We start from the raw sequence: 14,528 nt of genomic DNA, 5'->3' as shown, positions 1-14,528 counted from the left end.
CTATGAAAGCAGAACTACGCAAGAAAATTTTGCAAGAAATGAAGGCTTTATCTCAGGAGCAAAAACATGCTATGGATCGAGTTTTAACTGAGCGTTTCTTACAACACCCTTTTTACCAAGAAGCCAAGACTATCGCAACCTATCTCTCCTTCACTCATGAATTTCAAACGCAAGAACTGATTGAGCGGGCGCTGAAGGACGGCAAAAAGGTTCTGATACCCAAAACCTATCCCAAGGGACGAATGGAGTTTGTGGTCTATGATCCGCAACAGTTGGTAAAAACTTCCTTTGGTTTACTGGAACCGCAAGGAGACTTGGAAGTGGTGGAACCGTCTCAGATTGATTTAATTCATGTTCCGGGTTTGGCTTTTACAACAGAGGGCTATCGGATCGGATATGGTGGAGGCTACTACGACCGCTATCTGGAACATTTTGCTGGGCAGAGCCTGAGTACAATCTATCCTTGTCAAGTTCAGGAGTTTAACTCGGAAAACCATGATATTCCCGTCCAGGAGGTGCTAATCTATGAAGGAAATCTTTGATAAACGTTATCCTGTGACTAGTTTCTTCCTCCTAGTAACAGCATTGGTATTTCTCTTGATGTTGGTTCTTACAGGTTTAAATTTTGAACGAGCAGATACCTTACTTCAGTTTGGAGCCATGTATGGACCGATCATTCGTTTGTTTCCCGAGCAGATATGGCGCCTTTTTTCGGCTATATTTGTACATATCGGTTGGGAACATTTCATTGTCAATATGATTTCACTCTACTTTCTTGGACGACAGGTGGAGGAGATTTTCGGTTCTAAGCAATTCTTCTTTCTCTATCTCTTATCAGGAATGATGGGCAATCTCTTTGTTTTTGCTTTCACGCCGAAAGTTGTAGCAGCAGGAGCGTCCACTTCTCTTTACGGACTATTTGCTGCGATTATCGTCTTGCGTTACGCAACTCGCAACCCCTATATCCAGCAGTTGGGGCAATCCTATCTGACACTTTTCGTGATAAATATCATTGGAAGTGTTCTGATTCCAGGAATCAGCCTAGCAGGCCATATCGGAGGTGCAGTAGGCGGTGCCTTTCTAGCAGTCATCTTTCCAGTCAAATGGGAGAGAAGGATGTACAGTACCAGCCAGCGAATCGGAGCAACTGTACTTTTTATTGCACTAGCCGTTTTCCTTTGCTATAAGGGAATGAGTTATGTGTAGGGGGGATAGTTAAAAAGCTACTCAAAAATGAGTAGCTTTTTGTGTAGATTGGAACCATTCGAAACAACACAGCTCTATAACTAGGAAATATTGATACTATCAACTCCGCACATCCTACATAGACAGTTTACCTAATGTTTTTTTAATATTCTCCAAAACTATATCTTATACAAATTATTTAATCTTTCTAACTCTAATACATTCATGCATACTTCTACTCCAGTAACTACCCCCTTGCTATGAATAAATCCACAAGAAAACACAATCCTCTCCTTACTCAAAATATTTGACAATATTACTAATGCTTCTAAAACATAATCCTCTATGGCAATAAAACTATTGTTTTCATCTTTGAAAAACTTTATAAATCCAATATCCTTACACCTATCACCAAAATAAAACCTAAGTGATTTTAAATAATAATCAAAAAACACATCAATCTCCATAGAAACCCCCTTCATTTTTAAAATATTCTGTTATATTATACAAAAAAGTTTTGGAACCATTCGAAACAACACAGCAAGTTAAAATAAGGCTTTGTCCGTGCACAACTTGAAAAAGTGAGCACCGACTCGGTTGCTAATAAGTCATCTGCAAAGATGGCTTTTTTTATTGCAAACTTCAACACAAAAACAAAGCCCTTCTTTAAGAGCCTTGTTTTTCTTCTATTCCCCCTCAGCTAGCTCTTTCCCAAGTTGGATGAGATAGTCTTTCAAGTCGTCTTTGACCTGTGGGTGTTTGAGAGCGTAGTCGATGGAGGTTTTCATAAAGCCAAACTTGTCTCCGACATCGTAACGAGCCCCTTTGAACTCACGAGCAAATACACGTTGTGTTTTATTGAGGGTATCGATTGCATCTGTCAGCTGAATTTCATTTCCTGCACCTGGAGCTTGGTTTTCGAGGATTTGGAAAATTTCAGGAGTGAGGAGGTAGCGTCCGATGATAGCAAGGTCGCTAGGAGCATCCTCTGGCGCTGGTTTTTCAACGAAGGTTTCAACGCTGTAAAGGCCGTCTTTTCCTTCGCCTTGCGGAGCAATAACCCCATAGGCAGATACTTCGTCATGAGGGACTGGCATAACAGCGATAGTAGACGCGTGAGTACGCTCGTAGTCATCCATGAGTTGTTTGGTAAGTGGAACAGCCTTTTCGTCCGTGATATCCATCAAGTCATCACCAAGCATAACGACAAAAGGTTCATTTCCGACGAAAGCTTTGGCTTGCAAGACAGCATCTCCGAGACCACGTGGATGCGTTTGGCGGATAAAATGCAGGCGCATACCAGTTGTCTCATCAACCAGCTTCAAAAGATCTGTTTTCCCTTTTTCTTTGAGGTTGTATTCCAATTCGAAGTTTGAATCGAAGTGGTCCTCAATAGAACGTTTTGACTTACCCGTAACAACCAAGATATCTTCGATGCCAGACTTGAGGGCTTCTTCAACGATAAACTGGATAGTTGGCTTGTCTACGATTGGCAACATTTCCTTGGCCAAGGCCTTAGTTGCTGGGAGGAAACGGGTTCCCAATCCAGCGGCAGGGATGACTGCTTTTCTGACTTTTTGTTTCATGATGTTCCTTTCTATAAGGGTCTATGACCATTCGTTTTCTGCTTTAAATTCATTGTTCATGATGTCAGTGATTGCTTCTTTGATATTGACACCTTCGTAGATAACTCGGTAAATAGCCTGTGTGATTGGCATGTAGACACCCAATTCCTGAGCCAGTTCGTAAGCTGCTCGAGTTGTTGAAATGCCTTCAATGACCATGCCCATGTTTGCTTCGATGTCTGCGAGGGATTCTCCACGACCGAGAGCATCACCTGCCCTCCAGTTACGAGAGTGGACAGATGTTCCCGTTACGATCAAATCCCCAACTCCAGAAAGCCCGCTATAAGTCAGAGGGTTAGCTCCAAGAGCGACCCCTAGACGGGTGATTTCAGCTAAGCCACGAGCAATGATAGCCGCCTTGGCATTGTCGCCAAAGCCTAGACCATGTAGTGCTCCAGCGCCAACTGCGATGATGTTTTTGAGAGCACCAGCGGTTTCAACTCCGATAACATCCGTATTAGTATAGAGACGGAAGTAGTGATTGCTAAAGAGATTTTGGACGTACTGAGCAGTTTCAAGGTCTTTAGAGGCTGCGGTAATCAAGGTAATATCGCGTACAATCGTTTCCTCAGCATGGCTAGGTCCTGAGACAACAACGACTTCACTACGGAGGTCAGCTGGAATTTCCTCTTCAAGAATAGTTGATAGACGTTTGTGGCTATCTGGTTCCAAGCCTTTGGAGGCATGCATGATGACAACCTTGTGATCGAGCACCTTTGCTACTTGTTGGGCAACCAGTCTCGTTACTTTTGTTGGGACTACAAATAAAACAGCATCCACATCCTTTAGTGTTTCTTCTAAGTCATGATAGGCTTTAATTTTTTCGTCGAGTAGAATATCTTTAAAGTAGCGTTTGTTTGTATGCTGGTTATTGATTTCATCAATTTGGTCAGAAATATTTCCCCAAATTCGAACCTCGTGTCCATTGTCGTTTAGGACCTGCGAAAGGGCAGTTCCCCAAGAACCAGGACCCAAGACAGCGATGGTTTGTTTCTTCATCTTTTCCTCCTTGTAAGAGTTCTTCCTTTCATTTTACCATAAAAAGCCTTTTCATGCATCACCTGTAGATGAAAGCGTACTAATTTATAATAATGAGACTTCTTTGACAAGATGCCTCTTTTTTGCTAGAATAGCATCAATATGAACGAATGAGAAGGAGCTGACGCAAGATGTCGCTCCCTTTATCTATTTTATTAGGAGGAAATATGCTCATTAAAAAAATAAAAACCTATAAATGGCAAGCCTTGGCATCCCTAATGATGACAGGCTTGATGGTTGCGAGTTCGCTCTTGCAACCGCGCTATTTGCAAGAGGTGTTAGAGGCTTTGTTGGCCGGACAAAATGAGGCTATTTATAGTATTGGCGCTTGGCTGATAGGAGTAGCCCTAGTCGGTCTGGTTGCAGGTGGGGTCAATGTAACGCTTGCAGCCTACATTGCTCAAGGAGTGTCTTCGGACCTTCGGGAAGACGCCTTTCGCAAGATCCAGACTTTTTCTTATGCCAATATCGAGCAGTTTAATGCCGGCAACCTTGTCGTCCGTATGACCAATGATATCAACCAAATTCAGAATGTGGTGATGATGGCTTTTCAAATCCTCTTCCGTCTCCCTCTTCTCTTTATCGGTTCCTTTATCTTGGCGGTCCACACTCTCCCGTCACTTTGGTGGGTGATTGTCCTCATGGTGCTCCTAATCTTTGCACTTACAGCCATCATGATGGGGATGATGGGACCACGATTTGCTAAGTTTCAAACCCTTCTTGAACGGATCAATGCTATCGCCAAAGAAAATCTACGTGGTGTGCGCGTGGTCAAATCCTTTGTACAAGAAAAAGCACAATTTGACAAATTTACCGAGGTTTCTGACGAACTTCTCGGCCAAAATCTTTATATTGGTTATGCCTTCTCAGTTATAGAACCTGTTATGATGCTAGTCGGTTATGGGGCAGTCTTCCTCTCTATCTGGCTGGTGGCCGGAATGGCTCAGTCAGATCCATCTGTTGTGGGCTCGATTGCTTCCTTTGTCAACTATCTCAGCCAGATTATCTTTACTATTATCATGGTTGGATTTTTAGGAAATTCTGTCAGCCGTGCCATGATTTCCTTGCGTCGTATCCGCGAAATTCTAGATACCGAGCCAGCAATGATCTTTAAAGATCTCCCAGATGAAGAGTTAGAAGGAAGTCTCTCTTTTGAAAATGTGACCTTCACCTATCCTAATGATGATGAGCCTATGCTGAAGAATGTAACCTTTGATGTTGCGCCTGGTCAGATGGTGGGTGTGGTTGGGGCTACTGGAGCAGGGAAGTCCACTCTAGCTCAGTTAATTCCACGACTGTTTGATCCACAGGAGGGATCTATCAAGATTGGTGGCAAGGATATTCGAGACGTTAGCGAGGGAACTTTGCGTAAAACAGTTTCCATTGTCTTGCAACGTGCTATTCTCTTTAGCGGGACTATTGCAGATAATCTTCGTCAAGGAAAAGGCAATGCCAGCGTATCCGAACTGGAACGTGCGGCACGGATTGCCCAAGCCAGTGAATTTATCGGACGCATGGAAAACAAATTTGAGAGTCAGGTCGAAGAACGTGGCACCAACTTTTCTGGTGGACAAAAGCAACGGATGTCCATTGCCCGTGGGATTGTCAGCAATCCCCGTATCCTGATTTTTGACGATTCGACTTCGGCCTTGGATGCCAAGTCAGAGAGACTCGTGCAGGAGGCTTTGAACAAAGACCTAAAAGGGACAACAACCATTATCATCGCTCAAAAAATCAGTTCAGTCGTCCATGCAGACAAGATTTTAGTCTTGGACCAAGGGCGATTGATTGGAGAAGGACGGCATGCAGACTTGGTAGCTAACAATGCTGTCTACCGCGAAATCTACGAAACACAAAAGGGAAAGGAGGAATAAAATGAAAACCGTTCGATTTTTCTGGAATTATTTTAAAGTTTACAAGTTCTCCTTTGTCATTGTGATTCTGATGGTTGCAGTTGCGACGATTGCCCAAGCCCTCTTTCCAGTTTTTTCAGGTCAAGCAGTAACAGAGCTAGCTAACCTAGTTCTAGCTTATCAAAATGGAACTTCCGACCTAGCCTGGCAGAGTTTATCGGCTCTGATGCTGAATCTAGCTCTGGTTGTCCTCGCCCTAGTAGTATCCAGTTTGATTTACATGACCTTTATGACTCGTGTGATTGCTGAGTCAACAAATGAGATGCGAAAGGGCCTCTTTGGCAAACTTTCCTGTTTGACGGTTTCTTTCTTTGATCGCCATCAGGATGGTGACATCCTCTCTCGCTTCACAAGTGACTTGGATAACATCCTTCAAGCCTTCAATGAAAGCCTAGTTCAGGTCATGAGCAATATTGCTCTTTACATCGGTTTGATTTTTGTCATGTTTTCAAGAAATGTGACGCTAGCCCTGATAACAGTAGCCAGTACCCCAGTGGCCTTTCTCATGTTGGTTTTCATCGTGAAAATGGCCCGCAAGTACACCAATCTCCAGCAAAAAGAGGTTGGGAAACTCAACGCCTACATGGACGAAAGTATTTCAGGTCAGAAAGCTGTTATCGTACAAGGAATTCAAGACGACATCGTAGCAGGCTTTGTGGAGCAAAATGAGCGCGTGCGCAAGGCAACTTTTAAAGGGAGAATGTTCTCAGGCATCCTCTTTCCAGTTATGAATGGGATGAGCTTGGTCAATACGGCCATCGTCATTTTTGCAGGTTCGGCTGTCTTGCTGAACGATCCAAGTATCGAAACAACGACAGCCCTAGGTTTGATTGTCATGTTTACCCAATTTTCTCAGCAGTACTACCAGCCGATTATCCAGGTGGCTGCGAGTTGGGGGAGCCTCCAGTTGGCCTTTACCGGAGCGGATCGTATCCAAGAAATGTTCGATGCAGAAGAAGAGATCCGTCCGCAAAATGCGCCTGCCTTTAAGGAATTGCGAGAAGGTGTTGAAATCAATCACATTGATTTCTCTTATGTGCCAGACAAGCCGATCTTGAAAGATGTTAGCATTTCAGCTCCTAAGGGGCAGATGATAGCAGTTGTCGGCCCGACTGGTTCAGGGAAAACGACCATCATGAACCTCATCAATCGTTTCTACGATGTGGATGCAGGCAGCATTTGCTTTGATGGCAAAGACATCCGTGACTACGACTTGGACAGCCTGCGGAGTAAGGTCGGTATTGTCTTGCAGGATTCGGTCTTATTTAGCGGAACAATCCGAGACAATATCCGCTTTGGTGTGCCAGATGCCAGTCAGGAAATGGTCGAAGCAGCTGCCAAGGCAACTCATATTCATGACTATATCGTAAGCTTGCCTGACAAGTATGATACCCTTATTGATGATGAGCAAAATATCTTCTCGACTGGGCAGAAACAATTGATTTCCATTGCTCGAACCTTGATGACAGATCCTCAAGTCCTAATCTTAGATGAAGCGACTTCCAATGTCGATACCGTAACAGAAAGCAAGATTCAACATGCTATGGAGGCAGTAGTAGCAGGTCGAACCAGTTTTGTCATTGCCCATCGTCTCAAGACCATCCTCAATGCCGATCAGATTATTGTCCTCAAAGATGGAGAGGTCATTGAACGTGGAAATCATCACGAGTTGCTCAAACTCGGCGGTTTCTACTCAGAACTGTATCACAACCAATTTGTCTTCGAATAAAAAAGAAGTTGTCCTCATTGGACAGCTTTTTCTTATCCATAAAAAATACTTATCGCGGTCTTTTAAAAAACATATTAGACAGAAAAGGGTTGGAGTGATAAGATAAGACTGTCGCAAGAAAATCGAAAGGAGACACATCATGGCTAGAACGGTTGTAGGAGTTGCTGCAAACCTATGTCCTGTAGATGCAGAAGGGAAAAACATCCACTCATCTGTATCCTGTAAATTTGCAGAGAGCATTCGTCAAGTCGGTGGTCTTCCTTTAGTGATTCCTGTAGGGGATGAGTCCATTGTTCGCGATTATGTGGAAATGATCGACAAACTCATCTTGACAGGTGGGCAAAATGTCCATCCTCAGTTTTATGGGGAGAAAAAAACCATCGAGAGCGATGATTACAACCTAGTGCGTGATGAGTTTGAGCTGGCACTCTTGAAAGAAGCTCTTCGCCAGGATAAGCCCATTTTAGCAATCTGCCGTGGTGTTCAGCTGGTCAATGTTGCTTTTGGCGGTACTCTCTACCAAGAAATTGAGGGGCATTGGCAAGGTTTGCCTTTTGGAACATCTCATTCTATTGAAACAGTAGAAGGAAGCGTGGTTGCTAAGTTGTTCGGCAAAGAAAGCCAAGTCAACTCAGTCCATCGACAAAGTATCAAAGACCTAGCACCTAATTTCCGTGTGACGGCTGTAGATCCTCGCGACCAGACGGTGGAAGCGATTGAGTCTATCGACGAGCATCGTATCATTGGTTTGCAGTGGCACCCAGAGTTTCTGGTCAATGAAGAAGACGGCAATTTAGAACTGTTTGAGTATTTATTAAATGAATTGTAACGGTTAGAGTCTCTAGCCGTTTTTATTCGTCCTTTCAGATTTTTTATATTTTAGCATTTTTATGCAAACGTTTGAATTATGATAAAAATTGGGCAAATTCAATAAAAAAGCTTGAAAAAATCGAAGGTAAGCGTTATGATAGAAAAGAAGAAATATTGGAGGATTATCATGTCACATATTAAATTCGATTATTCAAAAGTTTTAGACAAATTTGTTGCTCCACATGAAGTGGAATACATGCAAGCACAAGTAACAGCTGCAGACGAATTGATTCGTAAAGGAACTGGTGCTGGTAGCGACTTTTTGGGTTGGTTGGACCTTCCTGAGAACTACGACCGCGAAGAATTCGACCGCATCTTGAAAGCTGCTGAGCAAATCAAATCAGACAGCGATGTTTTGGTTGTGATCGGTATCGGTGGATCTTACCTTGGAGCGAAAGCAGCCATTGACTTCTTGAACCACCACTTTGCGAACTTGCAAACAAAAGAAGAACGCAAAGCTCCACAAATCCTTTACGCAGGAAACTCAATCTCATCTACTTACCTTGCTGACTTGGTAGAGTACGTAGCTGACAAAGACTTCTCAGTAAACGTGATTTCTAAATCAGGTACAACAACAGAACCAGCGATCGCTTTCCGTGTCTTCAAAGAACTCTTGGTTAAGAAATACGGACAAGAAGAAGCTAACAAACGTATTTATGCTACAACTGACCGCCAAAAAGGTGCTGTTAAGGTTGAAGCAGATGCCAACGGTTGGGAAACATTTGTTGTTCCAGATGACATCGGTGGACGCTTCTCAGTATTGACCGCAGTTGGTTTACTTCCAATCGCAGCATCAGGCGCAGACATCAAAGCCCTTATGGAAGGTGCGAATGCAGCTCGTAAAGACTACACTTCAGATAAACTTTCTGAAAATGAAGCTTACCAATACGCAGCGGTTCGTAACATCCTTTACCGCAAAGGCTATGCAACTGAAATCTTGGTAAACTACGAACCATCACTTCAATACTTCTCAGAATGGTGGAAACAATTGGCTGGTGAGTCAGAAGGGAAAGACCAAAAAGGTATTTACCCAACTTCAGCTAACTTCTCAACTGACTTACACTCATTGGGTCAATTTATCCAAGAAGGAACTCGTATCATGTTCGAAACAGTTGTCCGTGTTGACAAGCCACGCAAGAACGTGATTATCCCTAGCTTGGAAGAAGATCTTGACGGACTTGGTTACCTTCAAGGAAAAGACGTTGACTTTGTAAACAAAAAAGCGACTGACGGTGTTCTTCTTGCCCACACTGACGGTGATGTGCCAAACATGTACGTAACTCTTCCAGAGCAAGACGCTTTCACTCTTGGTTATACTATCTACTTCTTCGAATTGGCAATTGCCCTTTCAGGTTACTTGAATGCCATCAACCCATTTGACCAACCAGGTGTTGAAGCTTACAAACGTAACATGTTTGCCCTTCTTGGAAAACCAGGATTTGAAGAATTGAGCAAAGAGCTTAACGCACGTCTATAATAGAAGAAAAGAGTGGTTTGCCCACTCTTTTTACTCTCTTTATTTCTAGACATTGGACTCAGACGAGACTTGTGATATAATATAGAAAGCAAAAAGGCAGACGCCTAGAGACTTTATAGGAGAAACTATGTCAAAAGATATCCGCGTACGCTACGCACCAAGTCCAACAGGACTACTACACATCGGAAATGCCCGTACAGCATTGTTTAACTACCTTTACGCACGCCATCATGGTGGAACTTTTATCATTCGTATCGAAGATACTGACCGTAAACGCCATGTTGAGGATGGAGAACGTTCACAGCTTGAAAATCTTCGCTGGTTGGGTATGGATTGGGATGAGAGTCCAGAAACTCATGCAAACTACCGCCAGTCTGAGCGTTTGGACTTGTATCAAAAATACATCGACCAATTGCTAGCTGAAGGAAAAGCCTACAAATCTTACGTCACAGAAGAAGAGTTGGCAGCTGAACGCGAACGCCAAGAAGCAGCAGGTGAAACACCACGTTACATCAATGAATATCTTGGCATGAGTGAAGAGGAAAAAGCAGTTTACATCGCAGAACGTGAAGCAGCTGGTATCATCCCAACTGTCCGTTTGGCTGTCAATGAGTCTGGTATCTACAAATGGCATGATATGGTCAAAGGTGATATCGAGTTTGAAGGTGGCAACATCGGTGGTGACTGGGTGATTCAAAAGAAAGATGGTTACCCAACTTACAACTTTGCCGTTGTCATCGATGACCACGACATGCAAATCTCTCATGTTATCCGTGGAGATGACCACATCGCCAACACACCCAAACAGCTTATGGTTTATGAGGCTCTTGGTTGGGAAGCTCCAGAGTTCGGTCACATGACTTTGATTATCAACTCTGAAACGGGTAAAAAATTGTCTAAACGTGATACCAATACCCTTCAGTTTATCGAAGACTACCGTAAAAAAGGCTATTTGCCAGAAGCCGTCTTTAACTTTATCGCCCTTCTTGGTTGGAATCCAGGTGGGGAAGATGAAATCTTCTCTCGTGAGGAATTGATTAAACTCTTTGATGAAAATCGTCTAAGCAAGTCACCAGCTGCCTTCGATCAGAAGAAACTAGACTGGATGAGCAACGACTACATCAAGAGAGCCGATCTAGCTACTATCTTTGAAATGGCCAAACCTTACTTAGAAGAAGCAGGGCGTTTGACTGACAAGTCTGAAAAAATGGTAGAACTCTACAAGCCACAGATGAAGTCAGTTGATGAGATTGTTCCGCTGACAGATCTTTTCTTCTCAGATTTCCCAGAGTTGACAGACGCTGAGCGCGAGGTCATGGCAGGAGAAACCGTTCCGGTTGTTCTAGAAGCTTTCAAAGCGAAACTAGAAGCGATGACAGATGAAGAATTTGTGACAGAAAACATCTTCCCACAAATCAAAGCAGTTCAAAAAGAAACAGGTATCAAAGGGAAAAACCTCTTCATGCCGATTCGTATTGCCGTTTCAGGTGAAATGCATGGACCAGAATTACCAGACACCATTTTCTTACTCGGACGTGAAAAGTCAATCCAGCATATTGAAAACATGCTGAAAGAGATTTCTAAATAAAAAGGACTTCTGATGGATGCATGGGAAAAAATGTATGAAGAAGCACGAACTTTATACAATCCCCATGAAGTTTCTGACTTTGTTTATGCTAACCATGTTGTTGCTGCGGTAGAAGCAGAAGATGGTCAGATCTTCACAGGATTTTGTATGGAGGGCACTTGTGGTGTTTTTCATCTCTGTGCAGAACGAGCGGCTCTCTTCAATATGTATCAATTTTCAGGACAAACTAAAGTTAAGAAAATCCTCGCCTTTCGAGACAAACCTCCCTACGGCGAAGGATCAGGCATGCCCTGTGGCGCTTGCAGAGAATTTCTCTTAGAATTGAATACTGAAAATAAAGAAGCAGAGTTCATGGTGGACTACGAAACAAGAGAAACAATTAAGGCTGCCGAATTGATCCCTTACTGGTGGGGAGAGGAACGCGCGACCAATTGGCAAGATAAATAGAAGGAGTCAGTTTAACTGGCTCTTTCCCCTATCTTTTCAGAATTTCGGTAAAGAGGAAAAAAGTCCTTGACAAAGGTAAAAAAGTAGGTATAATAGAAAGAGTTGAAAAGCTCAGGTCCGTTGGTCAAGGGGTTAAGACACCGCCTTTTCACGGCGGTAACACGGGTTCGAATCCCGTACGGACTATGGTGTATTGCGGTTAAAAAAACTTGAAAAAAGTTTAAAAAATCTGTTGACAGAGACAGGTAGCTGTGATATACTAATATAGTTGTCGCTTGAGAGAGAATGAGTGACAAAGACCTTTGAAAACTGAACAAGACGAACCAATGTGCAGGGCACTATAACTGAGGTTATAGTACTGAACAATGAAAAAACAATAAATCTGTCAGTGACAGAAATGAGTGAGAACTCAAACTTTTAATGAGAGTTTGATCCTGGCTCAGGACGAACGCTGGCGGCGTGCCTAATACATGCAAGTAGAACGCTGAAGGAGGAGCTTGCTTCTCTGGATGAGTTGCGAACGGGTGAGTAACGCGTAGGTAACCTGCCTGGTAGCGGGGGATAACTATTGGAAACGATAGCTAATACCGCATAAGAGTAGATGTTGCATGACATTTGCTTAAAAGGTGCAATTGCATCACTACCAGATGGACCTGCGTTGTATTAGCTAGTTGGTGAGGTAACGGCTCACCAAGGCGACGATACATAGCCGACCTGAGAGGGTGATCGGCCACACTGGGACTGAGACACGGCCCAGACTCCTACGGGAGGCAGCAGTAGGGAATCTTCGGCAATGGACGGAAGTCTGACCGAGCAACGCCGCGTGAGTGAAGAAGGTTTTCGGATCGTAAAGCTCTGTTGTAAGAGAAGAACGAGTGTGAGAGTGGAAAGTTCACACTGTGACGGTATCTTACCAGAAAGGGACGGCTAACTACGTGCCAGCAGCCGCGGTAATACGTAGGTCCCGAGCGTTGTCCGGATTTATTGGGCGTAAAGCGAGCGCAGGCGGTTAGATAAGTCTGAAGTTAAAGGCTGTGGCTTAACCATAGTACGCTTTGGAAACTGTTTAACTTGAGTGCAAGAGGGGAGAGTGGAATTCCATGTGTAGCGGTGAAATGCGTAGATATATGGAGGAACACCGGTGGCGAAAGCGGCTCTCTGGCTTGTAACTGACGCTGAGGCTCGAAAGCGTGGGGAGCAAACAGGATTAGATACCCTGGTAGTCCACGCCGTAAACGATGAGTGCTAGGTGTTAGACCCTTTCCGGGGTTTAGTGCCGCAGCTAACGCATTAAGCACTCCGCCTGGGGAGTACGACCGCAAGGTTGAAACTCAAAGGAATTGACGGGGGCCCGCACAAGCGGTGGAGCATGTGGTTTAATTCGAAGCAACGCGAAGAACCTTACCAGGTCTTGACATCCCTCTGACCGCTCTAGAGATAGAGTTTTCCTTCGGGACAGAGGTGACAGGTGGTGCATGGTTGTCGTCAGCTCGTGTCGTGAGATGTTGGGTTAAGTCCCGCAACGAGCGCAACCCCTATTGTTAGTTGCCATCATTCAGTTGGGCACTCTAGCGAGACTGCCGGTAATAAACCGGAGGAAGGTGGGGATGACGTCAAATCATCATGCCCCTTATGACCTGGGCTACACACGTGCTACAATGGCTGGTACAACGAGTCGCAAGCCGGTGACGGCAAGCTAATCTCTTAAAGCCAGTCTCAGTTCGGATTGTAGGCTGCAACTCGCCTACATGAAGTCGGAATCGCTAGTAATCGCGGATCAGCACGCCGCGGTGAATACGTTCCCGGGCCTTGTACACACCGCCCGTCACACCACGAGAGTTTGTAACACCCGAAGTCGGTGAGGTAACCTTTTAGGAGCCAGCCGCCTAAGGTGGGATAGATGATTGGGGTGAAGTCGTAACAAGGTAGCCGTATCGGAAGGTGCGGCTGGATCACCTCCTTTCTAAGGATAAGGAACTGCACATTGGTCTTGTTTAGTCTTGAGAGGTCTTGTGGGGCCTTAGCTCAGCTGGGAGAGCGCCTGCTTTGCACGCAGGAGGTCAGCGGTTCGATCCCGCTAGGCTCCATTGGTGAGAGATCACCAAGTAATGCACATTGAAAATTGAATATCTATATCAAATAGTAACAAGAAAATAAACCGAAACGCTGTAGTATTAAAAGAGTTTATGACTGAAAGGTCAAAAAATAAGGTTAAGTTAATAAGGGCGCACGGTGGATGCCTTGGCACTAGGAGCCGAAGAAGGACGTGACAAACGACGATATGCCTTGGGTAGCTGTAAGTAAGCGATGATCCAGGGATTTCCGAATGGGGGAACCCAACAGGTACTACCTGTTACCCGCATCTGTTAAGGATGTGAGGAGGAAGACGCAGTGAACTGAAACATCTAAGTAGCTGCAGGAAGAGAAAGCAAAAGCGATTGCCTTAGTAGCGGCGAGCGAAACGGCAGGAGGGCAAACCGAAGAGTTTACTCTTCGGGGTTGTAGGACTGCAATGTGGACTCAAAGATTATAGAAGAATGATTTGGGAAGATCAGCCAAAGAGAGTAATAGCCTCGTATTTAAAATAGTCTTTGTACCTAGCAGTATCCTGAGTACGGCGGGACACGTGAAATCCCGTCGGAATCTGGGAGGACCA

11 protein-coding genes, 2 tRNA genes and 2 rRNA genes (1 of these 15 running past the window's edge) are annotated in these 14,528 nt (G+C 44.3%); 12 read left to right on the top strand and 3 right to left on the bottom strand.

Annotation, left to right across the window (positions count from 1 at the left end; all coding sequences use genetic code 11):
• Positions 1–2 precede the first annotated feature (2 nt).
• Positions 3–542 carry a 5-formyltetrahydrofolate cyclo-ligase gene (locus tag BWR56_RS09075; RefSeq protein WP_049505378.1) on the top strand — a complete coding sequence of 180 codons (540 nt, stop codon included), beginning with the start codon at positions 3–5 and terminating at the stop codon, positions 540–542.
• Positions 526–1,206 carry a rhomboid family intramembrane serine protease gene (locus BWR56_RS09070; protein WP_049505379.1) on the top strand — a complete coding sequence of 227 codons (681 nt, stop codon included), beginning with the start codon at positions 526–528 and terminating at the stop codon, positions 1,204–1,206. Before BWR56_RS09075 ends, BWR56_RS09070 begins: the two co-directional genes overlap by 17 nt.
• A 158-nt stretch (positions 1,207–1,364) precedes the next feature.
• Here the strand turns inward: BWR56_RS09070 and BWR56_RS09065 are convergent, their stop codons facing one another.
• From BWR56_RS09065 to BWR56_RS09055, 3 genes are all read right to left on the bottom strand, one after another.
• Positions 1,365–1,652 carry a hypothetical protein gene (locus BWR56_RS09065; protein WP_000401878.1) on the bottom strand — a complete coding sequence of 96 codons (288 nt, stop codon included), beginning with the start codon at positions 1,650–1,652 and terminating at the stop codon, positions 1,365–1,367.
• Positions 1,653–1,871: 219 nt separating this feature from the next.
• A complete protein-coding gene (gene galU / locus BWR56_RS09060) occupies positions 1,872–2,771 on the bottom strand; it encodes a UTP--glucose-1-phosphate uridylyltransferase GalU (RefSeq protein WP_000811022.1) in 900 nt (299 codons plus the stop codon).
• Positions 2,772–2,792: 21 nt separating this feature from the next.
• On the bottom strand, positions 2,793–3,809 hold the full coding sequence (locus BWR56_RS09055) for an NAD(P)H-dependent glycerol-3-phosphate dehydrogenase (protein WP_049505381.1): 1,017 nt from the start codon (positions 3,807–3,809) through the stop codon (positions 2,793–2,795).
• A gap of 206 nt (positions 3,810–4,015) precedes the next feature.
• Between BWR56_RS09055 and BWR56_RS09050 the strand changes: the two genes are divergently transcribed.
• The 10 genes from BWR56_RS09050 to BWR56_RS08995 all read left to right on the top strand — a co-directional run.
• Entirely contained in the window at positions 4,016–5,722 is a 1,707-nt protein-coding gene (locus BWR56_RS09050; protein ID WP_076984840.1) for an ABC transporter ATP-binding protein, read from the top strand.
• A 1-nt stretch (position 5,723) separates the two neighbouring features.
• Positions 5,724–7,490: an ABC transporter ATP-binding protein gene (locus BWR56_RS09045; protein WP_076984839.1), complete on the top strand. Its 1,767-nt coding sequence runs from the start codon at positions 5,724–5,726 to the stop codon at positions 7,488–7,490.
• A 139-nt stretch (positions 7,491–7,629) separates the two neighbouring features.
• On the top strand, positions 7,630–8,319 hold the full coding sequence (locus BWR56_RS09040; protein ID WP_076984838.1) for a gamma-glutamyl-gamma-aminobutyrate hydrolase family protein: 690 nt from the start codon (positions 7,630–7,632) through the stop codon (positions 8,317–8,319).
• 168 nt (positions 8,320–8,487) lie between these two features.
• Positions 8,488–9,837 carry a glucose-6-phosphate isomerase gene (locus BWR56_RS09030; protein ID WP_071852036.1) on the top strand — a complete coding sequence of 450 codons (1,350 nt, stop codon included), beginning with the start codon at positions 8,488–8,490 and terminating at the stop codon, positions 9,835–9,837.
• Between the two features lie 127 nt (positions 9,838–9,964).
• Positions 9,965–11,425: a glutamate--tRNA ligase gene (gene gltX / locus BWR56_RS09025; RefSeq protein ID WP_049505386.1), complete on the top strand. Its 1,461-nt coding sequence runs from the start codon at positions 9,965–9,967 to the stop codon at positions 11,423–11,425.
• Between the two features lie 12 nt (positions 11,426–11,437).
• Positions 11,438–11,872: a cytidine deaminase family protein gene (locus tag BWR56_RS09020; RefSeq protein WP_076984836.1), complete on the top strand. Its 435-nt coding sequence runs from the start codon at positions 11,438–11,440 to the stop codon at positions 11,870–11,872.
• Between the two features lie 114 nt (positions 11,873–11,986).
• Positions 11,987–12,058, top strand: a tRNA-Glu gene (locus tag BWR56_RS09015).
• Positions 12,059–12,288: 230 nt separating this feature from the next.
• Positions 12,289–13,835: ribosomal RNA gene (locus tag BWR56_RS09005) — 16S ribosomal RNA — on the top strand.
• A 51-nt stretch (positions 13,836–13,886) separates the two neighbouring features.
• Positions 13,887–13,959, top strand: a tRNA-Ala gene (locus BWR56_RS09000).
• A 122-nt stretch (positions 13,960–14,081) separates the two neighbouring features.
• Positions 14,082–14,528 (top strand): 23S ribosomal RNA (locus BWR56_RS08995); it runs 2,454 nt beyond the window's last position.
• Together the 16S and 23S rRNA genes with 2 tRNA genes alongside form the textbook arrangement of a ribosomal RNA operon.

It is taken from the genome of Streptococcus oralis, from assembly GCF_001983955.1.
In the GTDB taxonomy this organism is placed as follows: Bacteria; Bacillota; Bacilli; order Lactobacillales; family Streptococcaceae; genus Streptococcus; species Streptococcus jiangnanensis.
This window is presented reverse-complemented; position numbering and strand designations above follow the sequence as displayed.